The 24,702-nt window shown below is 69.9% G+C and carries 17 protein-coding genes and 1 pseudogene; 9 read left to right on the forward strand and 9 right to left on the reverse strand.

Features of this window, described 5'->3' with window-relative positions; genetic code table 11:
* The first annotated feature begins 846 nt into the window (after positions 1–846).
* Entirely contained in the window at positions 847–6,033 is a 5,187-nt protein-coding gene (locus C1708_RS05775) for a DUF6531 domain-containing protein (RefSeq protein ID WP_106411637.1), read from the forward strand.
* On the forward strand, positions 6,030–6,233 hold the full coding sequence (locus tag C1708_RS05780; RefSeq protein WP_030856548.1) for a hypothetical protein: 204 nt from the start codon (positions 6,030–6,032) through the stop codon (positions 6,231–6,233). Before C1708_RS05775 ends, C1708_RS05780 begins: the two co-directional genes overlap by 4 nt.
* A 590-nt stretch (positions 6,234–6,823) precedes the next feature.
* Here the strand turns inward: C1708_RS05780 and C1708_RS05785 are convergent.
* Positions 6,824–7,921: pseudogene (locus tag C1708_RS05785) on the reverse strand (IS110 family RNA-guided transposase).
* 913 nt (positions 7,922–8,834) lie between these two features.
* Between C1708_RS05785 and C1708_RS05790 the strand changes: the two are divergent.
* The 6 genes from C1708_RS05790 (at position 8,835) to C1708_RS05815 (ending at position 14,102) form a co-directional block, all read left to right on the forward strand.
* The gene (locus tag C1708_RS05790; RefSeq protein WP_106411638.1) at positions 8,835–9,677 is read left to right on the forward strand and encodes an alpha/beta fold hydrolase; all 843 of its coding nucleotides are present in this window, start codon (positions 8,835–8,837) and stop codon (positions 9,675–9,677) included.
* A 30-nt stretch (positions 9,678–9,707) separates the two neighbouring features.
* On the forward strand, positions 9,708–10,427 hold the full coding sequence (locus C1708_RS05795; RefSeq protein WP_106411639.1) for a hypothetical protein: 720 nt from the start codon (positions 9,708–9,710) through the stop codon (positions 10,425–10,427).
* Between the two features lie 44 nt (positions 10,428–10,471).
* Positions 10,472–11,341 (forward strand): aldo/keto reductase, encoded by an 870-nt coding sequence (locus tag C1708_RS05800; protein ID WP_106411640.1) that lies wholly within the window; start codon positions 10,472–10,474, stop codon positions 11,339–11,341.
* Between the two features lie 222 nt (positions 11,342–11,563).
* A complete protein-coding gene (locus C1708_RS05805; protein ID WP_106411641.1) occupies positions 11,564–12,172 on the forward strand; it encodes a flavodoxin family protein in 609 nt (202 codons plus the stop codon).
* Positions 12,173–12,358: 186 nt separating this feature from the next.
* On the forward strand, positions 12,359–13,531 hold the full coding sequence (locus C1708_RS05810; protein WP_106411642.1) for an MFS transporter: 1,173 nt from the start codon (positions 12,359–12,361) through the stop codon (positions 13,529–13,531).
* A 1-nt stretch (position 13,532) separates the two neighbouring features.
* Positions 13,533–14,102: a TetR/AcrR family transcriptional regulator gene (locus C1708_RS05815; RefSeq protein WP_106411643.1), complete on the forward strand. Its 570-nt coding sequence runs from the start codon at positions 13,533–13,535 to the stop codon at positions 14,100–14,102.
* A 224-nt stretch (positions 14,103–14,326) separates the two neighbouring features.
* On the opposite strand, the gene C1708_RS05820 is transcribed toward C1708_RS05815, so the two are convergent.
* On the reverse strand, positions 14,327–16,366 hold the full coding sequence (locus C1708_RS05820; RefSeq protein ID WP_198602407.1) for an AfsR/SARP family transcriptional regulator: 2,040 nt from the start codon (positions 16,364–16,366) through the stop codon (positions 14,327–14,329).
* Positions 16,367–16,629: 263 nt separating this feature from the next.
* Between C1708_RS05820 and C1708_RS05825 the strand changes: the two genes are divergently transcribed.
* Positions 16,630–18,018, forward strand: a complete 1,389-nt coding sequence (locus C1708_RS05825) for a dihydrolipoyl dehydrogenase family protein (protein WP_106411645.1) — start codon at positions 16,630–16,632, stop codon at positions 18,016–18,018.
* A gap of 74 nt (positions 18,019–18,092) precedes the next feature.
* Here C1708_RS05825 and C1708_RS05830 read toward each other — a convergent pair whose 3' ends face one another.
* The 7 genes from C1708_RS05830 to C1708_RS05860 are packed head-to-tail and all read right to left on the reverse strand — an operon-like array spanning position 18,093 to position 24,560.
* The gene (locus C1708_RS05830; protein WP_106416172.1) at positions 18,093–18,713 is read right to left on the reverse strand and encodes a histidine phosphatase family protein; all 621 of its coding nucleotides are present in this window, start codon (positions 18,711–18,713) and stop codon (positions 18,093–18,095) included.
* A 6-nt stretch (positions 18,714–18,719) separates the two neighbouring features.
* Positions 18,720–19,598 carry a phosphogluconate dehydrogenase (NAD(+)-dependent, decarboxylating) gene (gnd, locus tag C1708_RS05835; protein ID WP_106411646.1) on the reverse strand — a complete coding sequence of 293 codons (879 nt, stop codon included), beginning with the start codon at positions 19,596–19,598 and terminating at the stop codon, positions 18,720–18,722.
* 1 nt (position 19,599) lies between these two features.
* Positions 19,600–21,249, reverse strand: a complete 1,650-nt coding sequence (pgi, locus tag C1708_RS05840) for a glucose-6-phosphate isomerase (RefSeq protein ID WP_106411647.1) — start codon at positions 21,247–21,249, stop codon at positions 19,600–19,602.
* Entirely contained in the window at positions 21,242–22,177 is a 936-nt protein-coding gene (gene opcA / locus C1708_RS05845) for a glucose-6-phosphate dehydrogenase assembly protein OpcA (RefSeq protein ID WP_106411648.1), read from the reverse strand. The genes pgi and opcA overlap by 8 nt, the downstream gene beginning before the upstream one ends.
* Positions 22,174–23,751 (reverse strand): glucose-6-phosphate dehydrogenase, encoded by a 1,578-nt coding sequence (gene zwf, locus C1708_RS05850; RefSeq protein WP_106416173.1) that lies wholly within the window; start codon positions 23,749–23,751, stop codon positions 22,174–22,176. Before zwf ends, opcA begins: the two co-directional genes overlap by 4 nt.
* Positions 23,752–23,807: 56 nt before the next feature.
* Positions 23,808–24,053 carry a DUF2630 family protein gene (locus tag C1708_RS05855; RefSeq protein WP_106411649.1) on the reverse strand — a complete coding sequence of 82 codons (246 nt, stop codon included), beginning with the start codon at positions 24,051–24,053 and terminating at the stop codon, positions 23,808–23,810.
* A 33-nt stretch (positions 24,054–24,086) separates the two neighbouring features.
* Entirely contained in the window at positions 24,087–24,560 is a 474-nt protein-coding gene (locus tag C1708_RS05860) for a Dps family protein (protein WP_106411650.1), read from the reverse strand.
* Positions 24,561–24,702 lie beyond the last annotated feature (142 nt).

Consider the following 24,702-nt stretch of genomic DNA (forward strand, 5'->3'; position numbering starts at 1 on the left):
CCCTATAGGGACACGCCCTGTGGCTCGGTGACAGCAGAAACCATCCCGCAACGACAGTCGACACGCCTGTGACTGGACACGTCGGTCAAAGATCTCATGAGTCAGACCCCGCCCGGGACGGCACCGCGCCACCGTCTCACTGCTCCCGGCACAACGGCATGACCCGACCACAGCCGGATGGCTTCGTCCGAACCGGTACTCAACCTGCCCCGGACGGACTGACAACGAGTTGACTTCTCGCCCACTCGTGACCGGCATTGACAGACAGCCTGTGACCCGCCTTACCGGCAGTCCTTCATCGACCACGGAACGAACGGCCTCGAACTCTCGTTCGGTAAGCGGTCGGCCACAAGTCCTGTAGCGGCTGCGCGAGGCCGGAGAAAGATCCCGCTCAAGCAGCCCCTTCTTCCGTTTCCGGCCCTCTGCCTGCCCTTGCAGTCACCGTCGAGGGTCCGTTTACCCACACCGTCTCGCGCTCGGGATCACCTTCGCGCCAAATCGAGCGGCCAAGCGGAGTCCTTCGTCCACTCAGCCAGCAGACCCATGGCCAGGGCGAGGGGGGACCCCGTCGCGTTTCGGCCCCGATTCCCGCAGCACGTTAGTTCGAGGGTTCTCCTGATCATGCATCACCGCGACCTCTCTTCACTCCTGACCCACAGGTGATGCACTGTGCGCACACAAGCGCGAAGACTCGTCACGGCCTTTCTGACCCTGGCTCTACTGGTGATAGCGGGTGTCGTCCCCTCCTGGGCGTTGCCCCGGGACCGTCTGCCCTCCACAGCCACCGCGACCATCGCACAGGCGCAGGTCCGGACAGCTGCCGACCTGCCCAAGCCCCCCGAGGCCATGACGCTGGCCGAGCGGCGCAGGCAGGTCGACGAGGACCGGCACGAACGGTCGCCGATGCGCGAGTACATGAACGCGCCGGAGAAGAAGCCCAGGGACGAGCCCCACAGCCGGCCGGACAAGAACCGCGTGGAGCGTGGGCCCGCCGCCGAGTCGAAGGTGGCTCTGCAGCCCCTCGCCGCGGCGGCCGAGAACCCGACGTGGGTGTCGTCCTGGGCCACCGCGTACCCCGGCATGCTGTCGATCGGCGGGCAGGTGAAGCTGCCCAAGCGCGGATCGTCGTACACCGGAATGTGGCTGTACGTCCTGGACGAGGGCGGCTACCCCGTCGTGCAGCAGGAGATCAAGAAGGCCACGGACGACCCCAGCGGTGACACCCCGGACACCGGGGCCTGGTGTTACGACTGGTGGGCGAGCAACTCCTATCCCACGGACCAGTGTTTCTGGTGGGCCGGCAGCGCGCTGGGCGGAATTCTCGAGGACGGCAAGGAGTACTACGCCTGGGTCTTCCTCAACAGCGCCGACGGGACGTCGAGTCCGGGCGGCACCACCTCGCCGCTGGTGGAGGCGTTCTACACTCCGGTGATCCCCGGTGCGCAGGCGGGAATCTGTACCTGCTACGCACAGGCGCACCGCGCCGACCCGGTCAACACGGCCACCGGCATGTTCTTCGAACAGCTCACCGACGCTTCCCTGGTGAGCCCCGGTGTGCCTCTGGCCCTGGAGCGCACCTACCGCTCCGACTCGAGCGCCGTCGGCCTGCTGGGGCGCGGCTGGGCGACGCCGTTCGATGCCAAGCTGACCGTGGCGACGGGGAAGGTGACGTACCGGACGGGCGACGGGGCATCGTTCGTGTTCACGCAGAACAGTGACGGCACATACGCCGCACCCGCAGGCTCTGCGGCCAAGCTGGTCAAGGGCACGAGCACTTACACGATCACCACGCCGGACCACACCAAGCGGACCTTCGACAGCAGCGGCCGGCTCACCTCCGTGATCGACAAGGTGGGCAAGGGCCTGAGCCTGGCGTACGCGTCCGGCGTTCTCGCCTCCGTCAAGGACGCCGCCGGCCGCACCACCACCTTCACGCCCGGCACCGACGGACTGCTGTCCAAGGTGAGCCTGCCCGACGGTACGTCGGTGTCGTACGGCTACACCGGCGGTCTGCTGACCTCGGTGACCGACCCTGCCGGGAAGGCGTCGTCGTACGCGTACGACGCGAACAAGCGGCTGTCGTCCTACACGGACCCGGCGGGCGGCAAGGTCACCAACGTCTACGACACCGCGGGCCGTATCAAATCCCAGACCGACCAGAACGACAAGACCACCACGTTCACCTGGGACGGCAAGAGCGAGTCGCACACCACAGCGCCCGACGGCGGCGTGTGGACCGACGTGTACGCCGGCAACGTCCTGATGGAGACGATCGACCCGTACGGCAAGAGCATCACCTACGACTACGACCGCCACCTGCGTCCTGTCGCCATCACCGACCAGCGCGGCAACACCACGGAGATGACGTACGACAGCGCCGGGCGGATGCTCACCCGCAGCGCCCCCTCCGCGCTCGGTTACGTGGAGAGCTGGACCTACGACGCCGCGGGCAACATCACCAGTCACACCGACGGCCGCAAGAACAAGACGACGTACACCTACAACACATCGAACCAGCTGACGTCCACCACGGACCCGCTGGGCGGCAAGACCGGCTACACGTACACCCCGCTCGGTTCGCTGGAGACCGTGACGACGCCGCGCGGCAAGGTCACCACCTACGGCTACGACACGGCCGGCAACCGGACCTCGGTCACCACGCCGCTGGGTGAGAAGACGACGTTCACCTACGACAAGGCCGGCCGGATCCTCGCGAAGACGGACCCGCGCGGCAACGTCACCGGCGCCGACCCGGCCGACTTCACCACGACGTACGCCTACGACGGCCGCGGCCTGCTCAGCTCGGCCACCGACCCGCTGGGCCGCACCACGACCTACCAGTACAACGGGGCCGAGCAACTGACGTCGGCCAAGAACCCGGCGGGCGACACCACCACGTTCACCTACGACGACGCCGGACACCTCACCCGGACCACCGACCCAGCCGGCAACTCCGTCACCCGCACCTATGACGCGAGCGGACGCCTGTCCTCCCAGACCGACGCGACCGGCGGCAAGACCACCTACACCTACGACAAAGTGGGACGCCTGCTGAGCAGCGTCTCCCCGCGCGGCAACGCCACCGGCGCCGACCCGGCCGCCCACACCACGAGTTACACCTACGACGCGGCCGGCAACACCATCAATGTCACCGGCCCGACCGGCGCGTCCACCACCACGACCTACGACGCCATCAACCGGCCCCTCACGGTCACCGACCCGCTGGACCACACCACCAGATACACCTACGACGCCAACAACAACGTCACCAAGATCACCGACGCCGCAGGCGAGACGGTCACCTCCGTCTACGACAAGAACAACCGACTGACCAGCAGCACCGATCAGCTGGGCAAAACCACCACCAACGCCTACGACGCCGACGGCAACCTGCTCAGCCGCACCTCCCCGCTCGGCCACAAGTCGAGCTGGACCTACGACGGTGACGGGCGCCAGGCCACCGCGGTCGACCCGCGCGGCAACGCCACCGGCGCAGACCCGGCCCAGTACACGACCACCTACGGCTACGACCCGGCCGGCAACCCCACCACGGTCACCGACCCACTCGGCGGCGTGACCACCACCGCCTATGACGCCGTGAACAAGGTCGTCAAGCAGACGGACGCCGACAAGCGCGCCACCGCCTACGGATACGACAAGCTGGGCCGGCTGACCGAAGTCACCGCTCCGGGCGGGGCGGTCACCACGTACGGCTACGACACAGTGGGCAACGTCACCGAGCGTACCGACGCCAACGGGCACGTCACCACGTACGGCTACGACGCGGCCCGCCGCCCCACCTCGGTCACCGACCCGCTGCAGCGGGAGACCACCTACGCCTACGACGCCGCCGGCAACCTCACCGAAAGGACCACGCCCCGCGGATCCACCGGCTACACCTACGACCCGCGCGGCCTGCTCACCAAGGTCGACTACTCCGACTCCACCCCCGACGCGACGTTCGGCTACGACGACGCCGGACAGCTGACCGCCCGCGCCAACTCCAAGATCTCCGAGGACTTCGTCTACGACGCGGTCGGAAACCTCACCAAGACGCGCGGCTTCGCCTACACCTACGACGCCGCCGGGCAGATGCTCACCCGCAAGTACTCCGACGGCAACACGATCACCTACACCTACGACAACGACGGCCGCACCGCCACGATGCTGGCCGACGGCAAGACCACCACCTACACCTGGGACCCGGCCGGCAACCTCACCAGGTCCGCGCTGCCCAACACCGAGACCGAGGACCGCACCTACGACCGGGCCGGCCGCCTCACCGCCGTCACCTCCGCCAAGGCCGGCACCACGGTCACCAAGACCGCGCACACCCTCTCCCCCGCGGGCCTGCCCACCCACGTCGACATCACCCGCGCCGACGTCGGCACGACCGGCTACGACCTCACCTACGACACCGCAGGCCGCCTCACCTCCGGCTGCTTCCCGCAGCCCTGGGTCGCCGGCTGCGCCGCGAGCCGCGCCACGTCCTACACCTACGACAAGGTCGGCAACCGCCTCACCTCCACCCTCGGCACCACCTCCACCAGTTACACCTACGACGCGGCCGACCAGCTCACCTCCACCACCACCGGCACCACGACCACCGCCTACGACTACGACGCCGAAGGCAACCAGACCAAGAAGGGCGCCGACACCTACACCTACGACCTGGCCGGGCAGATCTCCGCCGCCACCGTCGGCGGCGCCGCCTACACCTACGACCACGACGCCGGCGGTAACCAGGTAGCCACCCTCAAGGACGGCGCGGTCACCCACCGCACCCAGTGGGACCCCAACGCCCCGCTGCCGATCCTGGCCACCGAATACGACAGCGCCTGGAGCATCAAGCAGTCCTTCCGCTACGACCCGCTCGGCCAGCCCACGTCCGTCAAGACCGGCGCCGGGACGCTCTTCTACTACCACCACGACACCCAGGGCTCACCGGTCGACGTCACCAACAGCGCCGGCACCCTCTACCAGCGCTGGGCCTACGACCCGTTCGGTACCCGGGTCCTGGGCACCGTCACCGGCGGCGCCCCCGCGAGCCCTCCCTCCTACACCGGCGCCCGCTACGAAACCACCACCGGCAACCTCGACCTCCACGCCCGCCAGTACGACACCGCCACCGGCCGCTTCACCCGGCCCGACCCGGCCACCCGCGCCCGGACGACCCCGTACATATCGCCCTACGCCTACGCCGACAACGTCCCCACCCTCCTGACCGACCCCAGCGGACTGACCCCCGACGACCCGAACAACGGCCGCGTCGACAGCCTCGGCGAAGCAGCGGGCATCTTCGGTGACGCCTTCGTCGACGTCTTCAAGTCCCCCTTCGTGTTCCTCGGGGACGCACACGACGCCTTCACCGGCCAGAACGGCGGCGCCGGCGCCTTCGTCGACAAGTACCTCCCCGTCCGCCCCGCCTACCGCCTCTACCGCGCCGAATACATGCTCCGCCAGCAGGGCTGCGACGCCCTCGCCGACCTCTACGCCGAGACCGCCGAAGAACTCACCCAGCAGATCGCCCTCGTTGGGATCGGCGGCCTGACGGGGTGGCGACGAACTGCGGTCAACCCCAGTAGCGGCATTGCCGCAGAGGCGGGAGCAAGTGCGATTACGCGGCTCCTCTACGGGGCCCGTAAGGGCGAGGGGCTTCCCGGCTCTGCAGGCGTGACGATTGACCGCCGTCCGACGGTGACAGAACTGGAGAATCTGACCATCAAGCACGGGGTCGAGTTCGCCGTCACCTACAAGCTGGGGCCAGGCCCCAAGGGCGCCGGGGGGCAGTATTTCCTCTACTCCGGTGAGGTCGCCGCAGTAAGGGTGCCTGTCTCGGCGGATACCATCCTCATCTACCACACCCATCCGGGCGGGACCCGTTGGCCGAGCAGCGCGGACAAGGCGCTCCTGGAACTGTTCGAGAGCGTCGGGTCACCGATGCGCTCCTCAATGGTCATTCCCGTCGGGAGAAATGGGTTGGTAACTACTTTCACTAAGGACGGAATCTCAGAGTGGAGCCAGCTCAAGTGACACAGAAGACCGGCGGGTACGAATTCCTCTGGGACGGGTCGGAAGAAGGCTGGGTGGTTGTCCGGACGAAAAACGGTCCCGGCGCCATCTACAACACCATGACGCGTCAGGCTCTCGTGATCGAGGACGACGACGAACACGAACACGCCATCCGAATGATGAGGGAACACGCGTGCCCTTACCTGGACTCCATCCCGTAGCCACCACGAGACCATGACCGCCGACCACCACGGCCTCCGCTCGAGGCCGTGGTGGCGGCCCCATCCGCCCCGGGCTCACTGAGGTGCGAAACCGTTAGCCCTCCAACGTGGCGGGATTGCAACCGGGGCGTGCCGCGCGGCGGGTCGGCTGCCGGAATCCCCGCATCACGCCCGGGAACCGCCTGCCCAGGACCTGGCCGATCAAATCGCCGCATCGGCCGCCCGCCGACAGCAACTGGGGCGCCCGAACTGCTGCGTACGAACCGGAGAACGGCGTGGTCAGCCGCCGCTTGCCCTGGGCCTGCCGCAGCGAGGGTCAGCCCGTGCAGGACGACTTAAGGCGGCCTCGTGCGTCGTACCAGGAGGCGCTAGATTTCACGCAAGCAAACAACCGTGTCCTGGTCGATCGCGTGAAGTCCCTGGGTCGTGTGTTGCGCATCGGTCGTATGAGACGTGCCGTCGTTGTGCCCCTTGCTTCGGGTGGCTCCCAAGAGGACAACCGCGTGCAACCGCGCCGCGCCGCCGTTGCAACCCACCCGTTCGGAAGCCCCGCTAGGCCGCACCTGCGGGGCTGCTCGTCGCAGACGCCCCTATAACGCAGGGGTGCGGGAAACCGGTCTGACCAGGTTGAAGACCTCGCGGGCTGCGTATCGCTTGAGGCATCGGATGGTTTCCCGTCGGGTCTTGCCTTCCTGAATACGGCGTTCGAAGTACGCCTGGGTGCGCAGGTCGTGGCGCAGGCGGGTGAAGACGATGCGGTGCAGGGCGGCGTTGGCCTGCCGGTCGCCGCCGTGGTTGAGTCGGCGCGTGCTCCGACGGCCCGACGAATACTCGATGGGGCTGACTCCGCAAAGGGCGGCAAAGGACGCCTCGGTGTTCAGCCGCTCGGGATTGTCCCCCATGGTGATCAGGAGAGTGACGGCGCTGTCCGGACCGATGCCCACCGGTACGAGCAGCTGCGAGGCGTGGCGTTCGACGAGCCGGGTCAGGCGTTGGTTCAGCTCATTGATCTGCTCGGTGAGCTGTTCGATGCGCTCGGCCAGCATGCGCAACGTCATGTGGGTGGCCCGGGCCACCGCGTTCTCGCCGTCCTCACCGCCACCTGGCCCGAGGCGTGCGCAGGTGCGGAACAGCTCGCGGTTGCCCAGGCCGAACAGTCTTTTCCGCGGTGCGGGATCGGCGATGACCAGGATGGCTTTGAGCTGGTTGGTCGCCTGGGTGCGGGCCTTGACCGCGGAGTCCTTGGCGAGCTTGAAGATCCGGGCGCTGTGCACCGGGCCGTCGCCGGATTTGGCCCGGGCCCGGGCCCGGCCACTGAGCACGGCTCGTGCTGCGGCCTGAACGTCGAGCGGGTCCGACTTGCCGAGCAGACGGCGGGCCTATCGGTCGGGCCGGTTCACTTCGAACACCTCGACGTGCTGGGCCAGCAGGTACCGGGAGAGGCCCGCGCCGAAGGTGCCCGTGCCCTCCACGTCGGCCCGGCGCACCGTCCCCCGCTTGCGGGCCCAGACGAGCAACTTCCGGTAACCGGCCGCCGTCGCCGGAAAGGAATCGGTTCCCAAGACCTTCCCGAGCGGGGAGATCACGGCGGCGACATGAACCTCGCCGTGCGTGTCCACGCCCAGGACGACCTCGCGCCGAACCGGCGGATCCGTGCTGGAGGAGGTACTGCGCTGTCGGGTCGTCATGGTGGTTCGCCTCCCGCGTGGTGACGTGCTGGGTGGATGGCACCGGCCTGCTCGGATGGTCTGAACCGTGATGGCGCCTGGAACTCGGCGAGGCCCCTATAGGGACACGCCCTGTGGCTCGGTGACAGCAGAAAGCATCCCGCAACGACGGTCGACATGCCGGTGACTGGACACTTCGGTCAAAAATCTCACGAGTCAGACCCCCGTACGGGACGGCATCGCGCAACCGTCCCATCGATCCCGGCGCACCGACACGTCTCGACCACAACCGGACGGCTTCGCCCGAACCAGTGCCCGACCCGGCCGGAGCAGGCTGACAATGAGCTGACTCCCCGCCCACTCGTGACCGGCAATGAAGGACAGCGATGTGGCCCGCCTTACGGTCGTCCTTCATCGGCCATCGCACGAACGGCTTCGAGTCCTCTTTCCGATACACGGCTAGCCACAAGTCATATAGCGGGCCACCAAAAGGACACGGACAGCAGCTTGGCAAGAGCCGTAACCCAGCTGGCAGTAGCGCCCTGACGGTCCATGGCCCGTTAATTCTCAGTACTGCACTGAACTGCCTGGAACATCCGGATATGACGCCACGAGGCACCCGCGGCGGTCCTCGCGGAGCAGATATCGGTTCTCCGCGCCCGCAGCGCGATCCTGTCGCCCACGAGGCGGCATCCCGTCTCCGGCATCCGGGGCCGGGCCCGGTCGGGAAGGGTACGCACGAGGCCGGGGCCCGGCCCCGGGACATCCGCCTGCGCACACCACCGCGTCACGGGCGGCGACCGCCGGCGTGATCCGCGTCCGCCCACCGCCCGGCGTCAAGAAGCGGGCCACAAAGTTTCCACTTCTGCCGCTGATGCTGGAGCGGTGGCCGCAGTCGGCCCCTCATCGCACACGGCCCCGCCAAGGAGAAGTCATGTCCCCCGTGACGCATCACACCGCGCCCACCCGGTTCGTCGAGGCGGACGGTGTCCGTTACGCCTACCGCAGGCTGGGTACCGGCGGCCCGGCGCCGCTGGTGATGCTCCAGCACTTCACCGGCAACCTCGACAACTGGGACCCCGCGCTCGTGGACGCCTTGGCGGCGGAGCGCGAGGTCATCCTCGTCGACTACCCCGGGGTGGCCTCCTCGACCGGGACACCGGCGCGCACCGTCGCCGAACTGGCACGACAGGTCATCGACTTCACCGTCGCCCTCGGCCTGGAGCGGATCGACCTCCTGGGCTTCTCCCTCGGTGGTTTCACCGCCCAGGACATCGCGCTGGTGCGGCCCCGCCTGATCCGGCGCCTGGTGCTGGCCGGCACCGGTCCGAAGGGCGCGCCGGGAATGCACGGCTGGCGCAAGGACATCGAGAACCGCGCCCGTGCGAAGGAGCCGACCGGCGAGGACCTGCTGTACATCTTCTTCGCGCACACCGAGACCAGCCAGGCCAAGGGGATCGAGTTCCTCGGCCGCTTCATGGCGCGCACCGAGGACCGGGACGTGCCCAGCAGTCTCGTCTCACGCGACGCCCAGTACGACGCCGTACTGGAGTGGGGCGTCCCCGACCACTCGGCCCTCCAGCGGCTGACCGGCATCCAGGCCCCCACCCTGATCGTCCAGGGCGACGACGACCTGATGATCCCGACGAAGGCCAGCCACCTGATGGCCGGTCTCATACCGGACGCGCGCATCCGCATCTACCCGGACGCAGCACACGCGTCGCTGTTCCAGTACCCGCACGACGTGGCCAAGGACGTCAACGCGTTCCTCGGCTGATTCCAGCCCACACGCACCAGGAGTATCACCATGTCCGATCTGCTCAGCACCGTCCTCGACGCCCACGGAGGCCGCGCCCGCTGGGAGGAGGCGAACGAGATCCACGCCCGCCAGTTCTTCGGCGGCGCCCTGTGGGGGATGAAGGGCCACCCGGGAGCCCTTGACGATGTGGACGTCACCGTCGGGCTGCGCCGCCAGTACGTCCGGCAGGACCCCTTCTTCCAGGACGGCCACCACACGTCGTTCACGGCGGACCGGGTCGCGGTGGAGGACACCGACGGCAGGGCCGTCGAGGAACTCCTCGATCCGCGCACCTCGTTCGCGGGCCACGACCTGATGACCCCGTGGAGCCGGCTCCAGCTCGCCTACTTCTCCGGCAGCGCGATGTGGACCTACCTGGCCGAGCCCCTCTCCCTCACCTTCCCGGGCGTGCGCACCGAGGAGATCGGCACCTGGACCGAGGAGGGCGAGACCTTCCGCCGCCTGCACGTGGTCTTCCCCGACAGCATCGCCACGCTCAGCACCGAACAGACCCTGTACGTCGACGGCTCAGGGCTGATCAGGCGGCGTGACTACAGCGTGGAGATCGCCGGCTCCACGCCCGCGGCCCACTACGTCTCCGGCCACCGAGAGGTCTCCGGACTGGTCATTCCGACCACCCGGATGATCTACAGCCGGGACGAGAGGGGACACAAGGTCCCCGACCCACTGGTCGTGTCGGTCCGGCTGGAGGACGTGACGGTCTCCTGACCGTCGCTTCCCGGTTTCCCGATCCCCAGAAAGGCAGCACCACCATGAACAGCATCTCAGCGACGTCCTCCGGGACGTTCATCCTCGGCGGCGAGCTGGAGGTGAACCGGCTCGGTTACGGCACCATGCAGCTGACCGGTCCCGGCGTATGGGGTCCTTTCCCCGACCAGGAGCGGGGCGTGCGTGTGCTGCGTCGCGCCGTGGAACTCGGCGTGACGCTCTTCGACACGGCCGACTCCTACGGTCCCGGCGCGGCGGAGGAACTTCTCCACAAGGCTCTCCACCCGTACCCGGAGAACCTGGTGATCGCCACGAAGGCCGGTCTGACCCGTCCAGCTCCCGGCCAGTGGCGGTCGAACGGACGGCCCGAATACCTACGGCGACAGGCGGAGTCCAGCCTGCGCCGGCTCGGCCTGGAGCGCATCCCCCTCTTCCAGCTGCACCGCATCGACCCCGCCGTGCCCTTCGAGGAGCAGATCGGCGTCCTGCGGGAGTTGCGCGACGAAGGCAAAGTCGCCCATGTCGGGCTCTCCGAGGTGGGCGTCGAGGATCTGGACCGCGCCCGGGCGATCGTCCCCATCACCTCCGTGCAGAACCTCTACAACGTGGCGCAACGCGACTCCGAGGAGGTCGTGCGGTACGCGGAGGCGAACGGCATCGCCTTCCTGCCTTGGTTCCCGCTGGCCACCGGGCAGCTCGCGAGTCCGGGCGGCCCGCTCACCCGGATCGCGGACCGGCTGGGCGCCTCGCCGTCCCAGGCGGCCCTGGCCTGGCTGCTGCGCCGCTCACCCGTCGTGCTGCCGATTCCCGGCACCTCGTCGGTGGCGCACCTGGAGGACAACGTGGCGGCCGCCGCGCTGGAGTTGTCACAGGCCGACTTCGAGGCCCTGAGCCACCCCTTCGCACGGGGCTGACCCGGTCGGCCACCAGGTCAGCCGGAGCGCCGCCGGACGGCACCCTCAAGGTGCCGGGCTGGACGGCGGCGCGACCCTGACCGGCTTCTGAAACCGTTCTGCCTCGCTTGACCACTTGACCATTTTAAGACGACCGGTCATATTGAAAGAGCGGTGGTGCGCCACCGCTCCTGACCGGCCGGAACTCTTCACCCACCCTCTTTCTGTTCAAGGAGCTGCACCATGACCGCATCGACGACCCGCCCCACCGTCGCCGTCGCGTACCACTCCGGCTACGGACACACCGCGGTGCTGGCCGAAGCCGTACGGCGCGGCATCGCCGGAGCCGGGGCCGACGTGGCCTTCGTGAACGTCGACGACATCAGCGAGGAGCAGTGGCAGCAGCTGGACGACGCGGACGCGATCATCTTCGGCTCCCCCACGTACATGGGCGGCGCCTCGGCCGGCTTCCACGCCTTCGCCGAGGCCACCAGCCGTCGGTTCATCGAAGGACGCTGGGCTGACAAGCTCGCCGCCGGCTTCACCAACTCCGCGTCCAAGAGCGGCGACAAGAGCAACACCCTGGCCTTCTTCGCCGCCCTGGCAGCCCAGCACCAGATGCTCTGGGTCAGCCTGGGCCTGGCCCCCGGCTGGAACAGCACCACCGCATCGGAGAACGACCTGAACCGTCTCGGCTTCTGGGCCGGGGCCGGTGCCCAGACCCCGATGGACGGCGGAACCGACACCGTCCACGCCGCGGACATCGCCACCGCCGAGTACCTGGGCGCGCGGGTGGCCCGTCACGCCGCGACGATCAGCGCCGGCCGCCGCGCCCTCTCCGTCGCCGCCTGACCCCGGGTGGTGGCCTGCCGACCGCGGCAGGCCACCACCCGTTCCCTTCCGGAACGACGACCGCGAGGAGACGCCGTGAAGCTCCCTGCAGTGACGCCCATGACACCTCGGCCGGCACCGGTCGGACCGCGCACCTCCGCATCCGAGGGGCCCGACGGTCGGGGCAGCCCTCTGTCGACGTGGGGCGTGGTGGCCGCCTCTGTCGCCGTCGCCTTCGGAGCGGGGGCCGGCAGTCCCCTCTTCGTGCTCTACCAGCGCCAGTGGGGTTTTTCTGACTGGGAGCTGACGGCGGCCTTCACCGTCTACGCGGTAACCCTCCTGGCCACCCTACTGGTCGCCGGATCGGCCTCCGATCACATCGGCCGCCGTCCCGTGCTGGTCGTCGCCATGCTTCTGCTGCTGGTGACCAGTGGGCTGTTCCTCGCCGCCGACGGCATCGGCTGGATCATCGCGGCCCGCGCCGTCCAGGGCATGGCGACCGGCGCGGCCACGAGCACCTTCACCGCCGCGATCATCGAACTCGCCAGCCCTCGCCGACTCCCCCTGATGACCGTGCTGACCAGTGCTGCCCCGGTCGGCGGTCTCGCCCTGGGGGCGCTCTTCGCTGGTTTGGCGGTGGAGTTCACCGACCACCCCACCGAGGTCGTCTTCCTTGGCCTCACCCTCGTCCTGCTCTACGGCATCGTCTCGGTGCTCACCGTTCCCGAGACAGCGGATCGCCGTCCAGGTGCCCTGGCCTCCCTACGTCCGCAGATCAACGTCGTCCGGTCGGCCCGCGGTTGGTTTTGGTCGCTTGCGCCGCTCGTCGCGGCCGGCTGGATGTTCTCCGGCCTCTTCCTGGGGTTGGCGCCCTCCTTCGACAGCCAGGTCTTCGGCATCCACAGCGGGGCGGTGAACGGCGTGATCGTCGCGCTGCAGCCCATGGCCGCGGCCGTCGCGGGCATCGCCTTCGGCCGTATGCCGGCCACGGTGGCCACCCGCGCAGGCGCGATGCTGCTCCTCGCGGGCGCCGTACTGGCGGGCGCCGGCGTCGCGGCGTCCAGCCTCCCGCTCGTCATCGCCGGTGCCCTCACGGGCGGTTCGGGACAGGGCGCGGCGTTCGGCTCCTCTCTGCGCATCCTCGGCCCCACCGCCGGCAACGCCCACCGCGGCGGCCTCTTCGCCGCGGTCTACCTCATCGCGTACACCGCCTACGGGGTACCGGTCCTACTGGCCGGTCTCGCGACCGACTTCGTTCCGTTGCCCACCACGGTGGTCGCCTACGGCGCCGCCGTCGCCCTGCTCGCCGCGACAGCCGCTCTCTCCCTCGCCCGGCGGGCGCACCGGGCGGGCAGCCCGCACCTCGTCCAAGGAGGCTGACATGCCACGTGTGAGCGTGCGGGAACAACTGATCGAGCACGCCGAGGACGTGTTCCGCCGCAAGGGCTTCAACGCGGCCAGCGTGCGGGACATCACCGAGGCGGCGGGTGTGCCCAAGGGGTCGTTCTACAACCACTTCACCGGCAAGCAGGACCTGACCGCGGAGATCGTGGCACGATACGCGAGGGCCACCGACTTCTCCACTCTGAGCGACGAAGGCCCCGCCCTGGAGCGGCTGCACCGGCACCTCACCGGACAGATCGACCGCGTCCGCGCCTCGGGCGTGGAGTTCGGATGCCTCCTGGGCACCCTCGCCGGCGACGGTGCCACCGCAGGGCGGCGCGTACGGGAGAGCGTGCGCGAGGCCCTGGACAGCTGGACGGAGGCGATGACGGGGACGATCGCCGAAGGGCAGGCCACTGGGGAGATCACGGCGGACCGGTCGCCCGCCGCTCTCGCGGTCTTCCTGCTCGACCTCCTGGAGGGCGCTACGCTGCGGGCTAAGGTGGTCGGGGACCAGTCCTCCGTCGCCGACGAGCTCGCCATCGCCCTGGACGCCCTGCGCGCCTGACACTCCGGCACCGGCGTGCGGCACACTCTTCACCCACACGTGTTCCCCGGGCGCCCGGTGCACGCACGGCCCGGCAGGTCCAGTCACCGTGGGGCAGGCCGGCACCAGGCACCACCGTGGTACTGCGCCCACCGTCCGTTGCGGACAGCCACGGGTTCGGTCGAATCGGCAGGCGCAGCGGTACGGCGGTGACGCCCGCAGCCGTAGCGTCGCGGCAGCAGCAGTCAGCGAAGCGCCGGCCTGACCCGCGGCAGCGCCGCCGGGGCGCGGCCGGAGCGCGCACGCCGTCCGGCGGATAGGATCACGACGCGTCCGGCACCGGCCCGTGCGGCCCGGGTGACGCCCGTCCGCCGTCGGCTCTCGCGGGCCAGCTCCGCCGCGTACGCCAGGACCAGCGGATGCACGTCGTACCGGTCCGGCCGTACAGGCGTCAGCAGCCGGGCACGCACCAGTGCGGCGACGGCCTCGGCGGCCACATGGGCCGGCACGGGAACGAGACGCGTCAGCTCCGCGGTGCTCAGCCTTCCCCGCCCGTGCCGTGGCAGAGCGCGGAACAGCCGGGCCGCGTCGGATCCCAGGGGGCGGTACGACCAGGAGAAGGCGGCGCGGACCGGATTGTCCCGGTCGTTGTCGCTGAACGCTTCGAGGTTCTCCCCGGCCGCCGCCAGTTCGTCGGCGATCCGCCGCAGCGGCACGTCCGGGTAGGCCGTCGCCCTGGCGGCCACGATGCCCAGGGCCAGCGGCAGCCGGCCGCAGCGCTCGACGATGTCGGAGATTGCTGCGACGTCCGTGACGGGGCCTCCGGTGCCCACTCGTTGGACGAAGCAGTCGGCCGCCTCCTGTGCGGAGGGAACGTCCAGCGACATCAGCCGGGCCCCGTTCATGGTGGCGAGGTCCGTGAGCCTGCGACGGCTCGTGATCAGGACCGCGCACCGGGCCGAGCCGGGCAGCAACGGCCTTACCTGGTCCGCGTCGTGGGCGTTGTCGAGCACCATCAGGACCCTTCGGGTGGCCAGCACGCTGCGGAACAGCGCGGCCCTGGCGTCCGTCCGAGCGGGGACACGGGTGCGGTCTACCCCCAGTGCCGCGAGGAAGCCGACCAGTACCTCGCCCGCTTCGGCCGGGCCGTCGGCCGAAGCGAACCCGCCGAGGTCGGCGAAGAGCTGGCCGTCCGGGAAGCGGGCGGCGATCCGGTGCGCCAGGTGGACGGCGAGAGCGGTCTTGCCGACGCCGGCGATGCCGTCCACGGCCAGCACGCGCAGCGCGCCGTCGTCGGCCGCCGCGAAGCGCGCCGCCTGCTCCAGGAGTTCGGTACGTCCCGTGAAACAGGGCAGGTCAGCGGGGAGTTGGGCGAGCGCCGGATGGTGCGGTACCGGCGCTTCCGGACGGACCTGCCGGAGGGGGGCGGCGGGAGTCACCGGGCCGGCGTTCGCAGCCGGTGGCCCTGGCTCCCGGGGTTCGCGCAGGATCCGGTCGTAGGCGGCGCGCACGTCCCTTCCCGGTGACAGTCCCAGCTCCTCCTTCAGGTCGGCGCGGAAGCGGTGGTAGAGCGTGAGCGCCTCGGCCTGTTTGCCGTCGGCGGTGAGCAGGAGCATCGTCCGGGCCAGCACTTGCTCGTTGAACGGCTGCCGTTCCACCGCCTGGCGTGCCGCCAGGAGGACGGCTCCGGGCCGGTCGCAGCCCAGGGCGACGGTCGCAGCCGCCGACACGGCGGCGACGTACTCGTGATCCACCGAGGCGAAGACCCGCGGCACCGGGTCCGCGGTCACGACGTCCGCCGCGCACCGGCCCCGCCACTGCTCCAACGCCGCGACGAACAGGTCCACCGCCTCGTCGGCGTCCGCGGCCGCACGGGCCCGCCGCACCAAGTGCCGGAAGGCCAGCAAGTCCAGTTCGTCCGGACCGACCCGCAGCAGATAACCGCCGGCCCGGCGGACCAGCCACCGGCCCGGCGCACGGGCCGGGAGCCCCGGTTCGAGCAGGCGGCGCAGCGCACCGACGTACCGGTGCACGGCATTGGCCGCGCTGGCGGGCGGATCCTCCTCCCAGAGCAGAGCGACGAGTTCCTCCAGGGACACCGGGCGTCCGGCCCGTGCCAGCAGCGCCGCCAGGACGAGCCGTTGCTGCCGTGGCCCGGTGGGCAGTTCGACACCGTCCGCCCACACCCGTACCGGGCCGAGGACGGTGAAACGGACGCTGGGTCCGACGGCTCCCGGTTCCCCGGCCGGTCCGCCGGTCGTCGCGCCCCTCGGGTGCATGGTCATGACGGCCTCCGCTCGTTGCTCCCGTACCGCCCGCCGCATGCGGAACTCCGGCGGCCGGGCCAACGTAGGGCGCCGGGCCGGGGGCCCGCATCGGTCGGATGACTCAACGCCGCCGTTCCTCGGCAGACCCGGGGAGACGAGTCATGTGACCGATGCGCGGCAGGCGGCGTCGGGGTGACGCTGGGACCTGACGGCCGTCGACCGGAACCACCGGGAGAGCCGTCCACTGTCCGTTCGTAACACCTCTGAGGGAGTGCACGCCGATGATCGGTACCGAGGACGTCGTGGAGGACGTCGACCTGCTGGTGGTGGGCGGGGGCAAGGCCGGCAAGACGCTGGCCATGGACACCGCCCGGGCCGGCCGCAAGGTGGTCATGGTCGAACGCGGCATGATCGGCGGCACCTGCATCAATGTGGCGTGCATCCCGACCAAGGCCCTGGTCACCAGCGCCCGACTGGCCCGCCGCGCGGCCACGGCCGAGTCGCTGGGGCTGAACCTGGGCAAGCTGGAGGTCGACCTGCGGCTCCTGCGCTCCCACAAGGAGGGTGTGGTCTCGGAGATGGTCGACCTCAACCACCGCCAGTTCCTCGACAGCGGAATGGACCTCGTTCTGGGGGAGGCCCGCTTCGTCGCGGAGCGGACGGTCGAGGTCCGCCTGAACGACGGCGGGCGCCGCTTCGTGCGGGGCGCGGACGTCGTGATCAACACCGGGACCGTGCCACACCTGCCGCCGGTCCCCGGCCTGGCCGAGGCCGGAGCGCTGAACAGCGAGACGATCCAGCAGCTCGACCGCATACCGGAACGGCTGGTGGTGATCGGCGGCGGTTACGTCGGTCTGGAGTTCGCGCAGATGTTCGCCGCTTTCGGCAGTCAGGTGACCGTGCTCGACCGCAACCTCACCCTGCTGCCCCAGGAGGATCCGGACATCACAGAGGTGCTCGCCGAGTACCTGCGCGAGGACGGCGTGGAGATGGTCAGGGGTGTCACCGTCAAGGATGTCGTCCGCGAGGAGGACGGCCTCCGGCTGCTCCTGGACGACGGCCGGTCCCTGGTCGCGGACGACATTCTGGCGGCAACCGGCCGTGACCCGGTCACCGCCGGGCTGGGACTGGACGCGGCAGGCGTACGCACCGACGCGCGCGGTTTCATCCGGGTGGACGACCGGCTGGCCACCGACGCGCCGCACACCTGGGCCGTGGGTGACGTGGCGGGCAGCCCGCAGTTCACCCACGTCTCCCTCGACGACTACCGCGTCGTGAAGGAGAACATCGCCGGCGGCACCCGCAGCACCTCACGGCGGCTGATCCCCTGGAACCTGTTCACCGATCCGGAGCTGGCCCGCGTGGGCCTCACGGAGGCCCAGGCCCGCGCCACCGGCCGGAACGTACGGGTCGCGAAGCTGCCGGTCAAGGCCATTCCCCGGTCCCGGACCCTGCGCGACACCCGGGGCCTGTGGAAGGCGGTCGTGGACCGCGACACCGAGGAGATCCTCGGCGTGGCGCTGCTCGGTCCGGAGTCCTCCGAGGTCCTGACCGTGGTGCAGACGGCCATGTGGGCCGGGCTGCCGTACACTGCGCTGCGCGACGGCCTCATCGCCCATCCGACCATGGCCGAGGGACTGAACGCCCTCTTCACCACCTGGACGGACTGACGCCGGCAGCCCGGAGGGGCGGCCGCGAGCCGTGGGCTCGCGGCCGCCCCTCCGGACCGTCTCACCCTCGCCGGTCAGCCCACGGCCTGGGGCACGGCCGTGCCCGTGGTGTTCCACGCCATGAGCGCGGCTCTTCCGTGTTCCCTGCCGAGTCTGGACAGCGATCCGGTCCCCAGGACGAACAGGCCGCCCGCGGAGGCCGGGAGACCGAGGTACCGGGCGGTGAGGACTCGCAGGAAGTGGGCGTGGGCGACGAGGACCACGTCCTTCGCGTCCGGGGCGGCCAGCCACGGCTCCACCCGAGCGAGCACCCGGTCGGCACGCGCGGCGACCGCGTCGGGGCCTTCCCCTTGACGGCCGTCCGAGGACCGCGGCACACCGTCGGTCCACAGGTTCCAGCCGGGACGACTGCGGTGGATGTCCACGGTGGTGACGCCCTCGTAGCCGCCGTAGTCCCACTCGCGCAGGTCGGTGTCTTCCGTCAGCCGTGTCAGGCCCGCCAGCAACGCGGTGCGCACGGCACGCCGTGCCGGACTCACCAGCGCCTCGCCGATCCGGTGACCGGCCAGCAGCGGCTCCAGCGCACGCGCCTGCGCCTCTCCCGCCGCCGTGAGGGGGACGTCGGTGAAGCTGGTGTGCCTGCGCGAGCGCGTCCACTCGGTCTCACCGTGCCGGATCAGCAGCAGCTCTCCCACCGTCACTCACCCGGCCTGTTCGACGGCGTGGCCGCCGAACTGGTTGCGCAGCGCCGCGATCATCTTCATCTGCGGCGAGTCCTCCTGACGGGAGGCGAACCGCGCGAACAGCGAGGCGGTGATCGCCGGCAGCGGGACCGCGTCGTCGATGGCGGCCTCCACGGTCCAGCGTCCCTCACCGGAGTCCTGTGCGAAACCCCGGAGCCCGTCCAGGTGCTCGTCCTCGTCCAGGGCGTTCACCGCGAGGTCGAGCAGCCAGGAGCGGATGACGGTGCCCTCCTGCCAGGAGCGGAACACCTCACGGACGTCGGTCACCGAGTCGACCTTCTCCAGGAGCTCCCAGCCCTCGGCATAGGCCTGCATCATGGCGTATTCGATGCCGTTGTGGACCATCTTCGCGAAGTGGCCCGCGCCGACCCTGCCCGCGTGCACCGAGCCGAAGTCGCCCTCCGGCTTGAGTGCGTCGAACACCGGCTGCACCTTGGCGACGTTCTCCTTGTCGCCGCCGTACATCAGCGCGTAGCCGTTCTCCAGGCCCCAGACGCCGCCCGAGACGCCGCAGTCGACGAAGCCTATGCCCTTGGCCGCCAGCTCGCCGGCGTGCTTCTCGTCGTCCGTCCAGCGGGAGTTGCCGCCGTCCACGACGACGTCGCCCGGCTCGAGCAGCTCGGCCAGCTCGTCGATCGTGGACTGGGTCGGCCCGCCCGCCGGGACCATCACCCACACCACACGGGGGCCGCTGAGCTTGTCCACAAGCTCCCGCAGGCTGTGGACATCGGCGAGGTCCGGGTTGCGGTCGTATCCGAGGACGGTGTGACCCGCGCGGCGAATCCGCTCGCGCATGTTGCCGCCCATCTTGCCGAGGCCGACAAGGCCCAGTTCCATGTCAGTGATCTTCCTTCAGCTCGCGGTAGGCGGCCACCAGCGCGGCCGTGGACGGGTCGAGGCCGGGGACGTCGGCGCCGGTGGTGAGGGCGGGTTCGACGCGCTTGGCGAGGACCTTGCCGAGTTCGACGCCCCACTGGTCGAAGGAGTCGATGTTCCACACGGCGCCCTGCACGAACACCTTGTGCTCGTAGAGCGCGATCAGCTGGCCCAGCACCGACGGGTTCAGCTCAGTCGCCAGGATCGTGGTGGTGGGGTGGTTGCCTCGGAAGGTCTTGTGCGGTACCAGCTCCTCCGCACCCCCTTCGGCGCGGACCTCGTCGGGGGTCTTGCCGAAGGCCAGGGCCTGGGTCTGGGCGAAGAAGTTGGCCATCAGCAGGTCGTGCTGGGCCTTGAGCCGCTCGTCCAGCTCGGCGACGGGCTCGGCGAAGCCGATGAAGTCCGCCGGGATCAGCTTCGTCCCCTGGTGGATCAACTGGTAGTAGGCGTGCTGCCCGTTGGTGCCGGGCGTGCCCCACACCACCGGACCCGTCTGCCACCGCACCCGTTGCCCGTCCCGGGTGACGGACTTGCCGTTGGACTCCATGTCCAATTGCTGGAGGTAGGCGGTGAACTTCGACAGGTAGTGGGAGTAGGGCAGGACGGCCTGCGACTGGGCGTCCATGAAGTTGCCGTACCAGACTCCGAGCAGGCCCATCAGCAGCGGGGCGTTGGCCTCGGCGGGCGCCGTGCGGAAGTGGTCGTCGACGATACGGAAGCCGTCGAGCAACTCCCGGAAGGCGTCCGGGCCGATGGCGATCATCAGGGACAGACCGATCGCGGAGTCGAAGGAGTAGCGTCCGCCGACCCAGTCCCAGAAACCGAACATGTTGGCCGTGTCGACGCCGAAGCCGGCGACCTTCTCGACGTCGGTCGACAGCGCCACGAAGTGCTTGGCGACCGATGTGTCGTCCTTGAGTGCGTCGAGCAGCCAGGCGCGGGCCGAGGTGGCGTTGGTGATCGTCTCGATCGTGGTGAACGTCTTGGACGCAACGATGAACAGCGTCTCGGCCGGGTCGAGGTCACGGGTGGCCTCGTGCAGGTCGGCGCCGTCGATGTTGGAGACGAAGCGGACGGTCAGGTCGCGGTCGGTGAAGGCGCGCAGCGCCTCGTAGGCCATGGCGGGGCCGAGGTCGGAGCCGCCGATGCCGATGTTGACGACGTTGCGGATGCGCTTGCCGGTGTGGCCCGTCCACTCGCCGGAGCGGACCCGGTCGGCGAAGTCGGCCATCCTGTCGAGGACGGCGTGCACGGCCGGGACGACGTTCTCCCCGTCGGCCTCGACCACCGCGTCCCGCGGGGCGCGCAGCGCGGTGTGCAGCACGGCCCGGTCCTCGGTGACGTTGATCCGCTCACCGCGGAACATGGCATCACGCAGGCCGAAGACACCGGTCGCGGTGGCCAGTTCCTGGAGCATGGCCAGGGTCTCGTCGGTGACGAGGTGCTTGGAGTAGTCGATGTGCAGGTCCCCGACGCGCACGACGTAGCGTTCCGCGCGCGAGGGATCGGCGTCGAACAGCTCACGCAGGTCCGGTCGGAGCGGAGCCTCGGCGCGGTGGTCCTCCAGGGCCGTCCACTCGGGGCGGCGGGTGAGCTCGGGGGCGTCAGACATGAACGGGGGTCTCCTCAGTGCCTTCGCCGCGCAGGGCGACGGCGTACATCTCGTCCGCGTCGAGGCGCCTGAGTTCCTCGGCGATGAGTTCTGCGGTGGAGCGGACCTTCAGCGCCAGCGTGCGCGGCGGCTGGTCAGGGAGGATCAGCGTGGCCACCGGACCCTCGGGCCGGTCGACGACGATCTCGCCTGCGGCGCTGTCCAGCCGTACGGCGGTGACGGCCGGACCGTCGCTGACCGCACGCTCCACGCTGACGTGCAGCCGGACCTCCAGCCAGCGGGCCAGCAGCTCGGCGGCCGGGTTGCCGGCCTCGGCCTCCACGGTCGCCGAGGTGACCCTCATCCGTGCTTGGTCCAAGGCGGCGGCCAGCGTCGAGCGCCACAGCGTCAGCCGGGTCCAGGCGAGGTCGGTGTCGCCGGGGGCGTAAGCGTTCACCCGCTTACTCAAAGTCTCCATCGGGTTCTCGACCGCGTACAGGTCGGTGATCCGGCGCTGCGCGAGCGCGCCCAGTGGGTCCTTGGAGGGGTTGTCCGGGGCGTCCACCGGCCACCACACGACCACCGGCGCGTCGGGGAGCAGCAGCGGCAGGACGACCGATTCGGCGTGCTGCGCGACATCGCCGTACATGCGCAGCACGACCGTCTCGCCGGTGCCGGCCTCCGCGCCGAGGCGGACTTCCGCGTCCAGGCGGGGACGTGGGCGGTCATGGGTCCCCCGGGCCTGCCGTCTGATGACCACCAGGGTCCGCGAGGGGTGTTCCCGGGAGGCGTCCTCGGCAGCCTTGACCGCGTCGTAGGCGTTCTCCTCGTCCGTGACGATGACCAGCGTGAGCACCATGCCGACGGCCGGGGTGCCGATGGCGCGACGGCCCTGCACGAGGGCACGTTCGACGGCACCCGCCGTGGTGTCCGTGAGGTCTGTCTTCATGGCCGGCGCCAGCTCCGTCCGTCTCGCTCGAGCATTTCGTCCGCCTCGACGGGTCCCCACGTCCCGGCCGGGTACTGGGCCGGCCTGCCGTTGATGTCCCAGTACTCCTCGATCGGGTCGAGGATCTTCCAGGACAGCTCGACCTCCTCCGTGCGCGGGAAGAGGTTGGAGTCGCCGAGCAGGACGTCCAGGATCAGGCGCTCGTACGCCTCCGGGCTGGACTCGGTGAACGACTCGCCGTAGGCGAAGTCCATCGACACGTCCCGGATCTCCATCGACGTGCCCGGCACCTTGGAGCCGAACCGGACCGTGACGCCCTCGTCCGGCTGGACGCGGATGACGATCGCGTTGGAGCCCAGCTCCTCGGTGGCCGTCGTGTCGAAGGGGGAGTGCGGCGCCCGCTGGAACACCACCGCGATCTCGGTGACCCGGCGGCCCAGCCGCTTGCCGGTGCGCAGGTAGAAGGGGACGCCCGCCCAGCGGCGGTTGTCGATGCCCAGCTTGATCGCCGCGTAGGTGTCGGTCTTCGAGGAGGCGTCGATGCCCTCCTCCTCCAGGTACCCGACCGCCTTCGCGCCGCCCTGCCAGCCGGCCGCGTACTGCCCGCGCACGGTGTCCCGGCCCAGGTCCTTCGGCAGCCGCACGGCACCGAGCACCTTGGTCTTCTCCGCGGCCAGCGCGTCCGCGTCGAAGGAGGCCGGCTCCTCCATCGCGGTCAGCGCCATGAGCTGGAGGAGGTGGTTCTGGATGACGTCACGGGCGGCGCCGATGCCGTCGTAGTAGCCGGCCCGGCCGCCGATGCCGATGTCCTCGGCCATGGTGATCTGCACGTGGTCGACGAACGACCGGTTCCATATCGGCTCGAACATCGTGTTGGCGAAGCGCAGCGCCAGGATGTTCTGGACCGTCTCCTTGCCCAGGTAGTGGTCGATGCGGAAGACCTGGTCCGGGGCGAAGACCTCGTGGACGATCGCGTTCAGTTCCTCGGCCGACTTCAAGTCGTGCCCGAACGGCTTCTCGATCACCGCGCGGCGCCAGGAGCCGTCCTTCTGGTCGGCCAGTCCGTGCTTCTTGAGCTGCTGGATGACCACCGGGAAGGAACGCGGCGGCACCGACAGGTAGAAGGCGAAGTTGCCGCCCGTGCCCTGCGCCTTGTCCAGCTCCTCGATCGTGTCGCGCAGCCGCTCGAACGACTCGTCGTCGTCGAAGGTGCCCTGCACGAAGCGCATGCCCTGGATGAGCTGCTGCCAGACCTCCTCGCGGAAGGGGGTGCGGGCGTGCTCCTTGACCGCGTCGTGGACCTCCTGGGCGAAGTCCTCGTTCGCCCACTCCCGGCGGGCGAACCCCACCAGCGAGAAGCCCGGGGGCAGCAGGCCCCGGTTGGCGAGGTCGTACACGGCCGGCATCAGCTTCTTGCGGGACAGGTCGCCCGTCACACCGAAGATGACCAGGCCCGACGGCCCCGCGATACGCGGGAGCCGTCGGTCGGCGGGGTCACGCAGCGGATTGCCGCTCGCAGGTGTGGGGGTCGCGGTATGACCGGTCGATGAGGGATGCCTGCCCCTGGGGGGCATGTTCACAGTGGCTCCTGGGTGGTGTCGGCGGGCCGGGACGCAGGTGTGCCCGGTGCTCAGGACTCGTATCCCTCGATCACGGACTGGGGCCGGGTGTGGGCCTCGTCGGGGTCCTGCCCGAACTCCGTCTTGGCCCTGCGCTGCCGCAGCAGGTCCCAGCACTGGTCCAACTCGCGCTCCAGCTCGCCCAGTCGGCTCCGCTCTGCCGGTCCTCCGAAGCCGCGGGTGGCGAAGGAGTCGCGCAGCCTGCGCTCCTCGTCCGCCATTTCGCTGATCCGGTGCAGGATCTCGGGGTTCTTCATGATTCCTCTCCTCGGGCAGCTCGTGCCGCCGGTTCAGCCTCGGTTCTCCGCCTGGAACATCCAGCTCTGCTTCTCGATCTCGGCCGTGAGCCCGATCAGCAGGTCCTGGGTGACCGGGTCGGCCGTCCCCGTGGCCTCGATCCGCGCACGCAGACGGTCGATGAGAACGGCGAAGGAACGGACCAGTGCCTCTACCGCGTCGTCGTCGGTGATCCACCCCTGCGGAAAGCCCGGGAGCCCACTGCCGGCCGCGACGGTCGCGGCCCGCCCGTCCGGGCTGATGCCCAGGGCCGCGGCCCGCTCGGCCACCTGGTCCGCGTAGTCGCGTGCGGTGGTGACCACCTCGTCCAGTTGCTGGTGGATGGTGCGGAAGCGCGGTCCGTAGAGGTTCCAGTGGGCCTGCTTGGCCACCAGGGAGAGGTCGAGCAGGTCGACCAGGGTGCTCTGGAGGGCCGTTCCGGTCACTGCGCGCTCCGCGTCCGGCAGCGGACTGGAGATGATGCTCATGGTGGACTCCTCGCGATGTGTGTACCCGGCCCCCGGTGGTCGCCGGACCGGCCGAGCGTTGCTCACCCATCCTTTCGGCGGGCCGTCCGGTGGCGATCCGTCGATTGACTTACGGTCCGCGTGAGCAGTCACGGGGAGGGTC

It is taken from the genome of Streptomyces sp. DH-12, assembly GCF_002899455.1.
In the GTDB taxonomy this organism is placed as follows: Bacteria; Actinomycetota; Actinomycetes; order Streptomycetales; family Streptomycetaceae; genus Streptomyces.

Bases quoted from the DNA above. Each gene is read 5' to 3' on its own strand.
- C1708_RS05775 (WP_106411637.1), top strand. From the start codon at position 847: ATGACGCTGGCCGAGCGGCGCAGGCAGGTCGACGAGGACCGGCACGAA.
- C1708_RS05790 (WP_106411638.1), top strand. From the start codon at position 8,835: ATGTCCCCCGTGACGCATCACACCGCGCCCACCCGGTTCGTCGAGGCG.
- C1708_RS05795 (WP_106411639.1), top strand. From the start codon at position 9,708: ATGTCCGATCTGCTCAGCACCGTCCTCGACGCCCACGGAGGCCGCGCC.
- C1708_RS05800 (WP_106411640.1), top strand. From the start codon at position 10,472: ATGAACAGCATCTCAGCGACGTCCTCCGGGACGTTCATCCTCGGCGGC.
- C1708_RS05805 (WP_106411641.1), top strand. From the start codon at position 11,564: ATGACCGCATCGACGACCCGCCCCACCGTCGCCGTCGCGTACCACTCC.
- C1708_RS05815 (WP_106411643.1), top strand. From the start codon at position 13,533: ATGCCACGTGTGAGCGTGCGGGAACAACTGATCGAGCACGCCGAGGAC.
- C1708_RS05820 (WP_198602407.1), bottom strand. From the start codon at position 16,366: ATGACCATGCACCCGAGGGGCGCGACGACCGGCGGACCGGCCGGGGAA.
- C1708_RS05825 (WP_106411645.1), top strand. From the start codon at position 16,630: ATGATCGGTACCGAGGACGTCGTGGAGGACGTCGACCTGCTGGTGGTG.
- gnd (WP_106411646.1), bottom strand. From the start codon at position 19,598: ATGGAACTGGGCCTTGTCGGCCTCGGCAAGATGGGCGGCAACATGCGC.
- pgi (WP_106411647.1), bottom strand. From the start codon at position 21,249: ATGTCTGACGCCCCCGAGCTCACCCGCCGCCCCGAGTGGACGGCCCTG.
- opcA (WP_106411648.1), bottom strand. From the start codon at position 22,177: ATGAAGACAGACCTCACGGACACCACGGCGGGTGCCGTCGAACGTGCC.
- zwf (WP_106416173.1), bottom strand. From the start codon at position 23,751: ATGCCCCCCAGGGGCAGGCATCCCTCATCGACCGGTCATACCGCGACC.
- C1708_RS05855 (WP_106411649.1), bottom strand. From the start codon at position 24,053: ATGAAGAACCCCGAGATCCTGCACCGGATCAGCGAAATGGCGGACGAG.
- C1708_RS05860 (WP_106411650.1), bottom strand. From the start codon at position 24,560: ATGAGCATCATCTCCAGTCCGCTGCCGGACGCGGAGCGCGCAGTGACC.